This window comes from Mycobacterium sherrisii, assembly GCF_002102355.1.
GTDB classification, from domain to species: Bacteria; Actinomycetota; Actinomycetes; order Mycobacteriales; family Mycobacteriaceae; genus Mycobacterium; species Mycobacterium sherrisii.
This window is the reverse complement of sequence record NZ_LQPT01000104.1, coordinates 98202-111897: the sequence shown is the minus strand read 5'-3', so window position 1 is coordinate 111897 and position 13696 is coordinate 98202. Positions and strand designations below refer to the sequence as shown.

13 protein-coding genes and 1 pseudogene are annotated in these 13696 nt (G+C 63.1%); 1 reads left to right on the top strand and 13 read right to left on the bottom strand.

Features of this window, described 5'->3' with window-relative positions:
• The first annotated feature begins 28 nt into the window (after window positions 1-28).
• Window positions 29-790, top strand: coding sequence for a 3-hydroxyacyl-CoA dehydrogenase (locus AWC25_RS22635; protein WP_085167725.1), 762 nt, complete (start codon window positions 29-31; stop codon window positions 788-790).
• Between the two features lie 97 nt (window positions 791-887).
• Here AWC25_RS22635 and AWC25_RS22630 read toward each other — a convergent pair whose 3' ends face one another.
• The 13 genes and pseudogenes from AWC25_RS22630 to AWC25_RS22575 all read right to left on the bottom strand — a co-directional run bounded on the left by AWC25_RS22630 (window position 888) and on the right by AWC25_RS22575 (window position 13696).
• The gene (locus AWC25_RS22630) at window positions 888-2129 is read right to left on the bottom strand and encodes an amidohydrolase family protein (protein ID WP_069401974.1); all 1242 of its coding nucleotides are present in this window, start codon (window positions 2127-2129) and stop codon (window positions 888-890) included.
• A gap of 382 nt (window positions 2130-2511) precedes the next feature.
• The gene (locus AWC25_RS22625; protein WP_085167723.1) at window positions 2512-3396 is read right to left on the bottom strand and encodes an alpha/beta hydrolase-fold protein; all 885 of its coding nucleotides are present in this window, start codon (window positions 3394-3396) and stop codon (window positions 2512-2514) included.
• A 63-nt stretch (window positions 3397-3459) separates the two neighbouring features.
• A pseudogene (locus AWC25_RS27905) lies at window positions 3460-3576 on the bottom strand (CAP domain-containing protein); the annotation flags it as partial.
• A gap of 69 nt (window positions 3577-3645) precedes the next feature.
• Window positions 3646-4134 carry a CAP domain-containing protein gene (locus tag AWC25_RS22620; protein WP_069401145.1) on the bottom strand — a complete coding sequence of 163 codons (489 nt, stop codon included), beginning with the start codon at window positions 4132-4134 and terminating at the stop codon, window positions 3646-3648.
• 26 nt (window positions 4135-4160) lie between these two features.
• Window positions 4161-4568, bottom strand: coding sequence for a DUF732 domain-containing protein (locus AWC25_RS22615; RefSeq protein ID WP_069401144.1), 408 nt, complete (start codon window positions 4566-4568; stop codon window positions 4161-4163).
• A gap of 20 nt (window positions 4569-4588) precedes the next feature.
• Window positions 4589-5224: a hypothetical protein gene (locus tag AWC25_RS22610; RefSeq protein WP_232327108.1), complete on the bottom strand. Its 636-nt coding sequence runs from the start codon at window positions 5222-5224 to the stop codon at window positions 4589-4591.
• 8 nt (window positions 5225-5232) lie between these two features.
• Window positions 5233-5922, bottom strand: a complete 690-nt coding sequence (locus AWC25_RS22605; RefSeq protein WP_069401157.1) for a hypothetical protein — start codon at window positions 5920-5922, stop codon at window positions 5233-5235.
• A complete protein-coding gene (locus AWC25_RS22600) occupies window positions 5886-7361 on the bottom strand; it encodes an MCE family protein (RefSeq protein ID WP_085167721.1) in 1476 nt (491 codons plus the stop codon). The genes AWC25_RS22605 and AWC25_RS22600 overlap by 37 nt, the downstream gene beginning before the upstream one ends.
• Window position 7362: 1 nt before the next feature.
• Entirely contained in the window at window positions 7363-8499 is a 1137-nt protein-coding gene (locus AWC25_RS22595; RefSeq protein ID WP_085167719.1) for a virulence factor Mce family protein, read from the bottom strand.
• Window positions 8499-9857: an MCE family protein gene (locus AWC25_RS22590; RefSeq protein ID WP_069401141.1), complete on the bottom strand. Its 1359-nt coding sequence runs from the start codon at window positions 9855-9857 to the stop codon at window positions 8499-8501. The genes AWC25_RS22595 and AWC25_RS22590 overlap by 1 nt, the downstream gene beginning before the upstream one ends.
• Window positions 9857-11143, bottom strand: coding sequence for an MCE family protein (locus tag AWC25_RS22585; RefSeq protein ID WP_085167717.1), 1287 nt, complete (start codon window positions 11141-11143; stop codon window positions 9857-9859). Before AWC25_RS22585 ends, AWC25_RS22590 begins: the two co-directional genes overlap by 1 nt.
• On the bottom strand, window positions 11140-12168 hold the full coding sequence (locus tag AWC25_RS22580; RefSeq protein WP_084229397.1) for an MCE family protein: 1029 nt from the start codon (window positions 12166-12168) through the stop codon (window positions 11140-11142). Before AWC25_RS22580 ends, AWC25_RS22585 begins: the two co-directional genes overlap by 4 nt.
• Window positions 12169-12199: 31 nt before the next feature.
• Window positions 12200-13696: an MCE family protein gene (locus AWC25_RS22575; protein WP_069401155.1), complete on the bottom strand. Its 1497-nt coding sequence runs from the start codon at window positions 13694-13696 to the stop codon at window positions 12200-12202.

Here is a 13696-nt window from a genome sequence, read left to right as displayed (position 1 = left end):
CAGTGCTGATGGAACCGGAATTCGGCTGATGCGATGCCGGGGAAGCGTCGCCGTGGTCACTGGGGGAGCGTCTGGGCTGGGGCGGGCGACCGCGCAGCGACTGGTCGCCGATGGTGCGCTGGTTGTATTGCTGGACCTGCCTGGGCCCCCCGGCTTTTCGGTCGCCGCCGATCTCGGAGAACGTTGCACATACGTGGCGGCCGATGTTACCGCCGTTGATCAGGTCGACGCTGCCCTGGATGTCGCGACTGGTCTGGGCCCGCTACGCATCCTGGTCAACTGCGCGGGCGTCGGAGACCCCACCAAGGTCCTCGGCCGCACCGGGCCACACCCGCTCGAGGAATTCGAGCGCGTCGTGCGGATCAATCTGCTGGGTACCTTCAACGCCATCCGCCTCGCCGCCGTCCGCATGTCCTGCAACGAGCCGATCGACGGCGACCGGGGCGTGGTCGTCAACACGGCGTCGGTGGCCGCCTTCGACGGCCAGATCGGCCAAGCCGCCTATTCTGCATCCAAATCCGCCATCGTCGGCATGACGCTTCCCATCGCACGGGAATTGGCGGCCCATTACATCCGCGTAGTCACCATCGCACCCGGAATGTTCGAGACACCGCTGTTGCTGGGTTTGCCCCGGCCCGCGCAAGAGTCGTTAGCACAGCAGGTGCCCCACCCCTCGCGGATGGGACGGCCCGCCGAGTTCGCGTCGCTGGTCGCACACATCGTCGACAATCCCATGTTGAATGGCGAAACCATCCGCTTGGACGGCGCGATCCGGATGGCGCCACGCTGACCACTGTGCTCGACACCGCGGCGCCTCGGCTGCCAGTTCGGATGCCTATGTTCTGTTGCTCAGAATCTTTCGGATGTATCAGCAAGGCCAGAGCGGATCATTCGGGCAGCAAGTAGGCCGGGTTGTCGACATAGAACTTGCGCAAGATGTCCTCGCCGAGCGGAGCCAAGTTCTCGAAGAACCGGCGCTTGGACTCCTTGCCACCCTCCACGTGAGGAAAGTCCGTGGAGAACGAGTACACGTCCGAGAGCTGCGGATAGCGCTCGAAGTAGGACCGTACATCTTCGAAGGGAAACGGTCCGATCCGAACATTTCGGTTGATGTATTCCGACGGCTTCATGGTCAGGACACCGCTGAACCGCTTGTGAAACTGCTTTTCCCATAGGTCCAGTCGCTCGGCGAGCGGTCCGATCCACTGAGCGGTGATCTCCAACGACCCGAACCGTAGCCTGGGGTGGCGTTCGAACACACCACCCAAAACCAAGACGGTGATGAAATTCTCATGGGTGAAGTTCATCGTCGCGCCGAAGTAGGGCTCGACGGGGAACTCCAGCGAGGCGAAATCGGCTCGCTTGAACTGGGGCACCCGCGACGACCACGTCGATGACGCCAGGAAGGGAAATTCGGTTCCGATGTGCAATGTCACTGCGACGTCGGCGTCGGCCAGCATCTTCCACCACGGATCCAAACGCTCGTCGGCCGGCGACATTCCCGCGGGTGGCTCCCCGCCGGGAATCATCAGAGCCCGGGTGCCGCCGTCGATGAGCCGTTGCGTGTCGGCCATCATCTGCTCCAGCGATTCGGTCAGAATCAATCCGACGGGACGCACCCGGTTGCTGTCTACTTCACTGATGGTTCGCAAAACCCAGTCGTTGTGCCCGGCGATCACGTCGCGGCCCAGCTGGATACGGTCGACGTTCTCTGGGTTGTAACCGAACCATTTGTGCGCCATTGGGTTGCACGCCAGCATAACTCCGATCAATGCGAAGTTCGGATAGACCAGCTGGCGCGAAATCCCCATCGCGTCAAGGACGTCCACGCGTCGCGACATCTTGATCGCCGACGGGGCCGACGGTCCCTTGATGCTCCACACCGTGTTCGGATCGATCTCATCGTCGTCGGCGCCGAGATCGTCTCGGCGCATTGAGTTCTCACCTAGGTTATCCACCATCGCCGTGTTGGTCGCCAGCTCAGTGAACGTCACCGCCGCGTCCCCGAAAGCCTCCGGCCACATATGCAGCGGGATCATTTCGTGCGAGTCGATGTCGATTACGGGACCGATCTTGCTCATCAGGTCCGCACCCTGCTCTGTCGCTTGCGTCGTGGTCGATGCCGTCATGCGGCCCTCCTTGGTAACCGGGCGTGATCCTCTGGATATTACCTTACACTGTTAGATTAATGGCTGGTCAAGACCGCCGTGTGATGCCGTATCAATTCTTCGGACCCCTAGCGACCGAGACGCGACGCGATTCGTCGGGCGACGCCTCCGATAGTTGCCTAACCCGTCACCGCCGGCTGAGATTCTATGAAAGATGCTCTGGTAACGAGATTTCCGCGTTTGGTGACCGTGAAGCTTGCCGTTCGCCAATGGCTGCGTCGACGCCGGGCTCCCCTCCGCCCCGATACCCGAGCAAGCCAGGCCGTCCAATTCGAGCGTGGGTCGCACGATAACACAACGATGCTTGGCGCGTTGCCGCAGCCGGTCCATCGCGTCAAGTCGTTTACCTGATCGTTGAACTCAGATCGCCCGACATAGCGGCGAGTTGCGGTGCCCAGGTCGACCAGCCGTGATCGCCGGAGGCCGGAAAGTCGAAGTGGCCGTTGGTCCCCCCGACGCCGCGATACTGGGTATAGAACGTGCGGTTGGTGCCCTGGGCGATGTCGGGGTAACCGATCATCGCCGCAGGGTCTGATGCGGTAAGTGTGCCCGGGCTGAATACCCACAACCGAGTGCCATTGTCGACGAGCAGTTGTGCGTGCGCGTTAGGTGAGTGCCACTTCCACCGACCAAGCTGTGGAAGCCCCCACATGTTGCGAGTGTCGACGCCGCCGTACTTCTGTAGTCCCGCAGTGATCGCACCGTCGACGCCGGTCCGTTCCGGAGCAACGAAGCCCGACATCGACCCGGCGTAGCGGAAGCGGTCTGGGTGGAAGGCCGCCAAGGCCAAAGCGGCATAGCCGCCCTGCGCCGCGCCGACCACTGCATGGCCGCCCGGGGCGAGGCCCTTATTGATGGCCAGCCAGGTCGGCAACTCGGTGGACAAGAATGTGTCCCACTGACGGCCGTTGTCTTGCTCCCAGTCGGTGTACATGCTGTAGGCACCACCAGCGGGCACGGCGACCGAAATGCCCTTGCCTGCAAGCGCGTCCACCGCGTGTCCGACGGTCATCCAGTTGCTGACATCGGGCGCCGCATCGAATGCGTCTAGGAGGTAGACCGCGTGCGGCCCGCCGGCGATAAAGGCGACGGGGATGTCACGACCCATCGCTGCCGACGGCACCTGCAGATATTCGACGACCGCGGCCCTGGCATGCACTGCGGTCCACAAGCACAACCCCAGAAGGGCTACCAAAGCGGCGCGTAGCACGCAGATGCTCAGTCTCATGTTCTAGCCTTCACGATGGTTCGCAATCCACGCGGGCCCCTGGGATGGCGTGCATACCCGTCTTCAGTTCGGTACGTATGCGGGCGGCGGATACACGCCGCGTAGTAACCACGCGATTGCCGCCAGGCCGTATTCGAGTTCGTCGCTGGCGTCATAGTCTGGGCTAGGATCCATGGCGACCTCCTTTCATCATCCGGTATAGGTGAAATGCTCAGCAGAGCAATTGCTTTCGTTGAATAGCCGTTGCCGCTAATTGGGCTTACCGTAGACGGCGACGACGACGGTGCGGTTGAAACTGTTCTCCGACCAGACCCCCACCTGGGTATTGGCGCAGTTCTGCATGATGGCGAGCGAGGCCGGGTCGTAGTACCACTGGCGAATCAGCTCGAGGCTGCTGATTGCGACGGCGGGATTGATCGCAACCGTTTCCGCGACGGTGCCGGTGAAGCCGGCCTTCTTCGCGCGGTCTTCGACAGTGGATCCGTCCGAACCAATGTCGCCGTCGAGGGCGGGGTTGTTCAGGACATCGTCGGTGTGCCACTGGGCCGCTAGCCGCAGCTGCGGGTTCACCTTGACGTCGGCCGTGCATCCGGCCTGATGCCGAACGGTATAGATGTTGGCGTACACACTCGAATTCAGCCGCGCGTTGTCAGCCGACGCAGCCGGCACCGCCGTAATCGTTGCGGTCATGGACGCGACCACCGTCACCCCCGCTCGGGCAGATCGGCGAGCGCTCATCGAACGATGCGCTCCCACAAGGTGATTCATAGCGCCTCCCGCGGTATGTGGTCAACACCAATGCGACTGGGCGCGGCGGTCGGTCGGTAGTGCGCCGCCGAGTTTCGTAGTTGCCAGATTTGTGCGGGACACAACTCACCGACCGCTTGGGAGATCAGGTAGGAGGCCTGGAACTCATCGGAAGTGTTGAAATCGGTTTTCACGTCCTGCATCACGTCGGCGTAGGCGTTTCCGCCGCTAACCTTGTCGCAGATGCCACGTCCGTAGGCGATTGCCGCATCGGCGTTGGCGAAGTTGTAACCCGGCCTGACAGTCACGTTGAACAAGTAGGCCACCGCGTCGGCGCGGGCACGCGCGCCGCCCGGCCGCATCGCCACACCGAACAGCGCGGCAATTGCCAGCACTGTAAGGGCTAGGGACCGCGTTTGGCTCATCACATCTCCTTTGACTGCGGTCAGACCGGATCGAATCCCGAAATCAGCCATTTGTTGTTGATCTTGTCGAGGGTGACTCGCACGCTTGATGCGGTGTCCGAGGGTGATCCATTGCCGATCGTGGTGGTTTGGTCAACGAAGACGAGGACGACTGCGTGACTGGCGGTCGCGGAAACCAGTGCCGCCGCTGGCACCTTGGCGATTGCGGTGATCAATTTCTGTTGGGCACCGGGGATTACGACCTGCTCGGTCAGCGACGTGTAGGAATCGCGGAACGTGCCGGTTAGCCTCTCCCGGGCCGCGGTCAAATCGTTTTCCACGGTGTCGGGTCGGTATCCGAGCAGCGCGACGGTGCCATCCCTGGCGGATTGAACGGCGGCGATGCCGGCCAGCTGGGCCTCGCGTACCGACACAACTCGCCATCTGGCGTATGCCGCACCCGCCGCCAGCAACAGCACGATTGCGGGCAGCAGACCGAACACGACAAGCCGGGTCCGGGTCAAACGTCGCCTTGGCTCGGCGACGGCTCGCTCGGTGCGGGTCGCGGCGACGTCATCGGCCTGCACGGAAGCATCGGCCGCCGAGGGCTGCTCGGAGTCATCCGCCGCGAGGCAGTTGTCGTTCTTGGTATCGACGGTCATCTCGGCTGCTCTCATCGCAATCCTCATGGCACGAAGACGACGTCGGACACTTTGGCGCTGCCGCCGACCTGCTGGACGTGCAGCCGCATGCGCCATAGGCGTGGTTGTTGGTCGGGTGGCGCGCCGGGAGTTGTCGTCTTCACCGACACCGCCACCAATACCTGCGCCGTCTCGTCGGTCATCGACTCGACGCCGGCCTCAGTGACAGTTCCCTCCGACGATGCCTGGGTCTGTTTGACGAGGCCGACGAACGGCTGGGAGCGCTTCTGGAAGTCGTCGTGGAACACCCCCGTCGATGAATCCAAAATCCGTTGCACGTCGGCGTCGATTTCGGCGGCTTTGATGGTGGTCAGGTTGAGCGCGCCTTGTCGGGCCACGCTCAGGAACAAGGCACGCCGTTCGAGTTGATGGTCTGTCTTGACCGCCTGGGTAATCAGCCACGCCCCCAGCCCGCCCGTCGCCGCGATCATTACGACACCAACTGTCGCGGCCAACCGCATGACGTTGCGCGGCCGTTTTGCGGATCGGCCGTCCTCGAGGTCGTCGGCACTGACCGCGTCGTCGCTGGAGTCGCTGACCTGCTCGGCGTCACCGTCATCATCTCGACCCGAGGCTCGGTCGCGATCTCGATCACCGTCCTCGGCAAGGGCGGTGCCGGCGGCGGTCGTCGCGACATTCAGTTGCCGGTTGGCGGCATCAGCATTTTCTGCCATGTCCTGTCCTTCGGGGCCGTTCGAGCGAGGTCGGTCTGGGTGTAGGTATGTCCGTCGGGTCCGATGTAAGAACCCGTCTCCGGGTCGTAGAACGCCGCGGCGATCGGCGGCGGGGATGCAGGCGGCGCCGCGGCGGGCGTGGGCTGTGGCCCTGCGGCAGTAGGGGGTGCCAGCTGGGGCACGTCCTGGCCGGACAGTGTCGCGTTCGGATCGCCCTTCCAGTTGTTACCGTCGTTGAGGGGCACGTACTCCTCGTCGCTCTCACACATCTTGACCGTGGGCGCACGTTTGCCCGGTCGGGTCAAGCACGGATAGTTACGCGCGCCGCGGACGCCGGTGAACGGAGCATCCTGCGGAATCCGGCAGTACAGGTCCCCATCCGGGCGTGCGGGGGCGTCCTGGAGGCTGGGCGGCCGGATCTGGGTTGCCGGCAGGAAGCCTGTCGTGCAGGGCGGCGGCGCGTTCAGATTGAGATTGAAGTCCAGTAACGCGCCCTTGTACGGCGTATTGACGTCGTGCGTCATCACCGATCCGCCCTGCAGGCTGGCTACCCCCTGGGGCAACAGGACCAGAATCTGTTCGATCGCAGGCTGATAAGTGAGAGCGACGCCGCCGATGCTGACCAGGTTGGCCAGCAGCACGGGCAACGTCGGCCGGATCCGGTCGATGAGTTGGCGACTCTGTTCGGCCGCATCGGCGCCGTTTGGAAGGAATTGGGCCAACGCGTCGTCATGGGTCTTGAGCGAGCCGCTGATGCTCGCCAGATGGGCTGCCCACGCCCGGATCGCGTCCGGGGTCTGTGCCTGGGAGTCCAAGATCGGCCCGACGTGATCGATCGCGCCGAGGATCGAGTCCAAGTTGGCTCGCGAATCGATCGACAACGTCGTGGTTGCCTTGACCAGCCGTGAAATGTCGGGGCCCAAACCACCGACGGCGGTATAGCTTTCGTCGATCATCGTCTTCAGGTTGTCCCGCGGAATCGCTTGCAAGCCACGGTTGGCCGCGTCGAGGAGCCCGTTGATATCGGGCGGTACGGTGGTCCGGCTCTCGGGAATGACGTCGCCGTCTCGCAACGGGCGTGACGTGCCGTTGCGCGGCACGAGTGCGATGTACTGTTCACCGATCGCGGACTGGCTGTGCACTTGCGCCTCTAGGTCAGACGGGATCTTGATATCGGAGTTCAGCGACAGGATGGCGTGCACCTCGTCCCCGACGATCCGCACGTCCCGGATGCGGCCCACTTCAGTGCCGCGATAGGTGACGTTGCCGGCCTTGTAAAGGCCGCCGGCACGCGGAAGCTCAACGGTCACGGTGTACCGGTCGACACCGAATAACAGTGTGGGCAGCTTGATGTAGCCAAACACCATGATCGCGCCCGCCACCAGGGAGATCGCGGCGAATAGCGCCAGTTGGATCCTGATCCGCCGAGTGAGGTGCACGTCAGGGCCCCTGATCGACTTTGTACGGCGCGATCAGAGGGTTGCCGGCAGTGTAGGGGCTGGGCAGCTGACCGATCGTACGGCCCCATTGCATCTCGAGCTCGGTCAGATTGCCCTCGAACCGCGTCCCCGTGAACATCGCCGCGTCGATCCGACTCAGCGTTAGGTCGAAAATCCCGGTGAGGTTGACATAGTCGCCACGCACCCAGTTCTCAATGGTTTCCTTGGGGAACGGAAAGGTTGCCAGTTCACTCAGTGATCGGGTCAGCGCCGGGCCGGCGTCGGCCAGTGACTTGATGACCGGGGCGACGTCGTTAAATTCTTTGACGAGATCGGCTTTCGTCTTGGCTACGGAGTCGGCGGTCACCGCGCTGAACTTGCCGAACTGGTCGAAGGCGTCCGCGAGGTGGTCGCGGTCCTCGCTGAGCACCTTGAGCGCATCAGGGATGGTTTGCAGGGCCTTGTCAATCACGGGCCGCTGATCGGCGAATTGGCCCACCAGCTTGTTCAGGCTGTCGGTGGCGGCGATGATGACGGCCTTTTGGTCGTTGAGATGACCGATGAACTCGTCGATCTGCTCCAGAAAGCTGCGCAGATCCTGCTCACGTCCCCTGAAGGCAGTGCTGAACGCCGTAGTGATGTCTTGGACTTGGCCCAGTCCACCCCCGTTGAACAGCATCGATACCGCCGAGAGGGTCTGTTCGGTGGACGGATAGTCCGATCCGTTGCGCAACGGGATCAACGAGCCATCGTGGAGTTTGCCCTGTGGGGCAACAGTGGTCGGTCGCGCCAATTCGACGTGGAGCGTGCCTAACAAGCTGGTCTGACCCACCTTCGCGGTGGCATTGGCCGGCAGGTCGACGTCTCCGTTGAGCGTCATGGTGATCAACGCGTGCCACCCTCGGCGTTCGATCTTGCTGACGTTGCCGACCGTGACGTCTCCGACACGAACCCGGGAATTCTGTTGCAGGTTGGTGACTTCGGGCAATTCCGCCTGCACTCGATACGCACCGGGACCGTGTCCCTCGGTGCCGGGCAACGGCAGCGAATTCACGCCGCGCCAGCCGCACCCGGAGATTGCGGTGAGAAGCGCCAGCAACGCACTCCCGGCGGCGAAGCCGCGCCCGAGTCGCCCCATCATGATCCGCCTCCCCGGGGCACCATCAGCGCGGGCAGGCCGCCCGCTGGGTCAATTGAGGCGGCCCCGGGTTGCGCTGCTGGAGCCGATCCGGCTTCGGCGGCCAACGGGGCGCCTGGCAGGGCAGCAGGCTCGTGCGGCGGCGGGGCACCGGGTGGCGGCGGCATCTCGCCTTGCGGTGGCGCGGGCCGATAGTCGGGACGCATCCAATCCTCGCTGTAGGTAATTTCATTAGGTCGCGCCATCGGTCCGACGAAGGGGTTGATGCCGATGGGCGGAAAGTTCAGCTGTCGGTTCTTGATGATCGGCGCCAGGTACTGCACGCAGAGTTTGGCCGACTGTTCGGCGTTGAGTCGCGAGGCCGCCTGAATTGCACCGCACAAGAACGAGATTGGGTTGGAGAAGTTGTTCACGGCGAGGATGCCGGTGGCGGCCGCGTTCCCCGGCTCAAAGATGTTGACGAAGTTTTGGAAGGCGTTCGGCGCGACGTGCAACGTTTGTTTGACGTCGTCGAGGCTGTCGTAGACGGCCTTGGTGATCGAGGCGAGTTTGTCCGACGTCGTGCCCAGTGCGTCGCGATTGTCGGCAACAAACTTCTTCACATCGATTGCGGCGCTGTTGATGTCGTTGACCGCACGACCTACTTCGTCGGGGCTGTGCGACAGCGACGACGTGACCGCCGCCAGGTTGCGATTGAGCTGAGCCATCAGGTCGGTGCTCGATTGCAAGGCGGCCGCCAGGATCGACAGGTTCTTGATCGTGGCGAAGATGTCGGTGCTGTGGTCGCCGAGCACGGAGAACGCTTGCGACAGTTTGATGATCGTGTCGCGGATGTTGGCACCTTGGCCACGCAGGTTGGCCGCCGTGGTGTTGATGAACGCGCCGAGCGGGCTGACGCCACCGTGTTCGGTGGGTTGCAAGGTCTCAGTCAGTGTCTGGAGTTGCTTGCGGAAGTCGTCCCATTCCACGGGGACCGCCGTATGGTCCTTGGGAATTACCGCGTCGGCGCCCAGGACGGGTCCACCGGTGTAGGCCGGGGTGAGCTGGATGGCCCGCGATGTGACCAGTTGAGGCGAGATAATCACTGCCTTCACGTCGGCGGGGATCTTGTATTTCTCGTCGACCCAGAAGGTGATCTTCGCGCGGTCGGGTTCGGGTTCGATCGAGTCGATCTTGCCGACAGGCACACCGAGGACACGGATCTCGTCGCCACGGAAGATGCCGTTGCTGTTGTCGAAATACGCGACGATGTGGTGGCGGCCAATCATTGCGGTCGCCCGCACTGCCACGATGCCGCCACCGATCAGGCACAGCGCCAGCACCGTGGCGAGGCCGATCCGCGCGGTGCGGCTTCGCATCACTGTCCCCTGTCAGTTGGGGCTGGGCAGGGAGGGCACAGCGCCGGGACTGGTGGCGCGCTGGCCGGCGCGGGTAGCGCCGGCGGCCCGGGCGGCGGCCCGCCAGGAGGTGGCGCGGGAAGGGGTTCCCGGTACGGGTACCGCGGATCGCCCGGATTGCCGGTGATGGCGTCAGGCAGGAAGAGATGGGGGTCTCCGCCCTGACCGGTCCGGGGCATCGGCAACGGTAACGCCGGGGTGGCGGGCTGACCGATTTGCGGATCGAACCGCTGCGAGGGCAGCAGCACGTTCGGGTCTAACCCCAGGTCGGAAAATGCTGCGTCGACGAAAGGTTGGATGAACTGTCCGGGTAGCAGGTTGGCGAGGATGGCTTTGAAGTACGGGCCGGACGCTACCGACTCGCCGAGCGACATGGCGTAAGAGTTGAGCAGTTTGATGGACTTCTGGATCTTTTCCTTGTGATTGTCCAGAATGGTCAGCACGCCGTTGAGCTTCTCGAGTGACGGCCTGAGCGTCTCGCGGTTATCCGCGATCAGCCCCGATACCTGCTTCGACAGTGCAGAGATGTTGCCCGACAGGTGATCCAATGCCGCGCTCTGAGTCTGCAGCTGCGCCAACAACGCGTTGGTTTCGGTGATCAGTCTGACCACCTCGTCGCTGCGCTTCGCCAACACGCCGGTGGCTTTGCTGGCATTCTGCAGCAGACCGCGCAACTGCGCGTCGCGTTCGTCGATGGTCTGCGAGAAGCGGGCTGCCCCCTGCACCGCCTTTTGGAGATCCGGTGCGGTGTTCTGAAAGGTCTGCGCCAGCGTCGACAAGGAATCGTTCAGCTGGTTGGTGTTCAGCCCGCTGACGGTGGTAGCCAAGTCGCCTAGCGCGTCAGGCAACTGGTACGCCGATGTCGTGCGTTCGATCGGGATAGCCGCCGAGAGGTCTCCACCACCGCGCGGTGTGATCTCGAGGATCTTGGCTCCGAGCAGGCTTTTCGTTTTCACCGCCGCCTCGGCACGGTCCCCCAATGACACGTCCTTGTCGACCTTGAAGGTGATGCGGACTCGTGCGCCATCGAGGTCGATGCCGTCCACCGCACCGACCCGCAGTCCTGCGACCTGCACTGCGGCACCGGTTTTCAGACCGCCGGCTTCGGCGAAGTACGCCGAGTATTCTCGGTCGCTGTTGAAGAACGGCAGTTCCTTATACTGCAATGCCCCTGCGGTGATGGCGGCTGTTAGCCCGACGCCGATCATGCCGATGACGGCTGGGTTGCGTTCTGAGAATCGCTTCATTTGGGCGCGCACCGCCCGCTGTCTTGTCCGGCCAACTTGATGTACACCGGTTGACCACCCTTGCCATTGACTTTGATCAAGAGGTCGCAGATGTAGTAAGCGAAGTAGTCGCCGTACAGTCCCTGCCGCCCGACCCGCTGATAGGCATCGGGCAGTGTGTCTAGCAGATGGTCCATGTACTCGTGGTCGGCGACGACGATGCTGTTGGCTCGATCTGATTGATCGACAATGTTCTTCAGCGGGCCGCGGGATTGGCTGAGCAGATCGGCGACAGATCCGGACACCGCGTTGGTGTACGCCACTGAATTGCTGATATCAACTTTGCGCCCGGCGAGAACGTGGACGAGTTCAGACAGCGAGTCGACGGCCTTGGCGAATTGATCGCTTTGTCGGCCAAGCGATTCGAGTAGCGAATTCAGATTGCCGATGACTTGGCCGATGAGCGCGTCGCGGTTCGCGAGGGTGTTTGTCAAGGCGGCTGTCTGCGACAAGAATGAGCTGATCGTGGCGCCTTGGCCCTGAAACGCGTCGATCAGTTGTTTTGACAGGGCGTTGACCTGGTCGGGATCGAGTGCCCGAAACAGCGGGCGGAACCCACCGATGAGTGCGTCGAGGTCCAGCGCGGGTTGAGTGCGATCGACGGGGATGGTTTGACCTGGATTAAGGCGCTTAATGCCGCCTGCGCCCTCGAGCAGCGCCATGAAGCGGCCACCAATGGGGTTGTCGTAGCGGATCGCCGCGCGGGTGCCCTCGGTCAGCAGGACGGTGTCGTCCGCGGAGAATTCGACCACTGCCCGGTGCTCGCGGTTGAGTCGAATACCTTTCACCTTGCCAACCTCGACGCCGGCGATGCGCACGAAGTCACCCGCTTGCAAACCGCTGATGTTGGTGAATTCCGCCCGGTATGTCATTTCTTTTTGAAACCGGAACTGGGCGAACAGTGTCAACAAGGCGAAAGTGCCCAGCACACAGACCATCACAAACAGGCCCAGGCGCCAGATCACGCTCCCCAACTTGTCTCTCAACGCGTCGTTCCTCTGTCGATGGTGGTGATGGTCACGGTCCGGGCGGTGCTTCTACTGCAGGTGACGACGGGGCGTCCGGCCCGGGGTCGATCGGGGCCTGCGGGGCAGGACCGGGTGACACCTGCGGCAGCGGTTGGGATGGGGGCCCGGTCCCTGTTCCGTAAGGCGGTGGCGGGTTCAACACTCCGGGGACCGGCGGTGGGGGTGCGCCTGGCGGCGGTGGCGCCCATAACGGTGTCCCATCGGCTCCGAACAACGGCGCTCCGTAGGGGGGCGCACCAGGGTAGGGCACAGGTCCAATTGCGGGCGCGCTGTTGCCGCCCACCCGCGGCGGTTGGGGAACACCCCGGGTAGTGGGAAGCCAATTGATGTAGAAGGGGTGGCCTGTGCCGGGGTTGGGGCGGATGTCGAGACCGGTTCCCCATCCGGTGTTGGTCACCAGTTGCCGTACTGGGAACTGTTTCGCGGCATCGGGCAGCGATCCGCAACCTGGCTTTCCCCCCGGCCCACCCTTGGCCGCCACGATGGGCAGGTTTTGCGGGAATTTGTAAGGGTCTTTGCCGAACAACAATGCGGCGTCGGCGATTTCGGATCTTCCGTTGCCGCCGAAGGCGGTATAGCCGCCGTTGTCGAGGAAGTACTTCGAGCCCACGAGCAAGCAGGTGTATTCGGGGTTGTACTTCAGCAGCAGACTGGTCGTCGGGCTTAGCAGGTTGACCGTGTTCACGAGGTTGCCCTCGTTCGGGGCGATCACGTCAACTGCGTCTCGGGAGAATCCGATGACGTTGAGCAGCAACGCATCCAACGCTTTCGACTCATTGGTGATCGTGGTGCTTGTGGTGCTCGCGCCGTCCAATGTGGACATGATGTCCTTGGCCGCCGCGGCATAGGCGTCGCTGAACCCCTGCAGCGATCCGAAGTTGGCAGCGACGGTGTCCATACGCGGATTGACCGCCAGCAGAACCTGATTGGCGTCGGTGGTCGCCTGGCCAATTCGCCCGCCCTGGCCACGCACACCATCCGCGATGGCGCCGAGGACCGCGTTGAGCTTTGACGGGTCGATCTGATGTAGTACCCCGACCAGACTTTCGAATACGGTGTTCACCTCGGTACTTACGTTCCGCGACTGCAGGACCGCGCCGGCTACAAGATGTTTGGAACTGGGGTGACTGGGGGGGATCAGCTCCACGTATTTGGCGCCAAACGCAGTCGTGGCCCGAATCTCTGCCTCAACGTTGGCCGGGATGTGGCTGGCCTGATCGGGATCGATGTCCAGCTGCAGGCGTACCGGCTGTCGACCTCCTTCGATCCTCGACACGCGTCCTACTGCAACGCCGAGCATCTTGACCTTCGCGCCGGCCTCCATCACGAGCCCCGCCCGGCCGGAGGCGAGCGTGACGGGAACGAAACTGCGAAACGTTCCAGCGAACAACGCCGCGCTGAGCACAACAGAGCAAACGAGGACCGCGATTAGCACCAGCGTCCACCAGCCGGGGTGGAAGCGACGCGCTTTTTGCGAGGATTCCAT

Bases quoted from the DNA above. Each gene is read 5' to 3' on its own strand.
- AWC25_RS22575 (WP_069401155.1), bottom strand. From the start codon at position 13,696: ATGGAATCCTCGCAAAAAGCGCGTCGCTTCCACCCCGGCTGGTGGACG.
- AWC25_RS22605 (WP_069401157.1), bottom strand. From the start codon at position 5,922: ATGGCAGAAAATGCTGATGCCGCCAACCGGCAACTGAATGTCGCGACG.
- AWC25_RS22625 (WP_085167723.1), bottom strand. From the start codon at position 3,396: ATGAGACTGAGCATCTGCGTGCTACGCGCCGCTTTGGTAGCCCTTCTG.
- AWC25_RS22585 (WP_085167717.1), bottom strand. From the start codon at position 11,143: ATGAAGCGATTCTCAGAACGCAACCCAGCCGTCATCGGCATGATCGGC.
- AWC25_RS22620 (WP_069401145.1), bottom strand. From the start codon at position 4,134: ATGAGCGCTCGCCGATCTGCCCGAGCGGGGGTGACGGTGGTCGCGTCC.
- AWC25_RS22615 (WP_069401144.1), bottom strand. From the start codon at position 4,568: ATGAGCCAAACGCGGTCCCTAGCCCTTACAGTGCTGGCAATTGCCGCG.
- AWC25_RS22630 (WP_069401974.1), bottom strand. From the start codon at position 2,129: ATGACGGCATCGACCACGACGCAAGCGACAGAGCAGGGTGCGGACCTG.
- AWC25_RS22635 (WP_085167725.1), top strand. From the start codon at position 29: ATGCGATGCCGGGGAAGCGTCGCCGTGGTCACTGGGGGAGCGTCTGGG.
- AWC25_RS22595 (WP_085167719.1), bottom strand. From the start codon at position 8,499: ATGGGGCGACTCGGGCGCGGCTTCGCCGCCGGGAGTGCGTTGCTGGCG.
- AWC25_RS22610 (WP_232327108.1), bottom strand. From the start codon at position 5,224: ATGAGAGCAGCCGAGATGACCGTCGATACCAAGAACGACAACTGCCTC.
- AWC25_RS22590 (WP_069401141.1), bottom strand. From the start codon at position 9,857: ATGCGAAGCCGCACCGCGCGGATCGGCCTCGCCACGGTGCTGGCGCTG.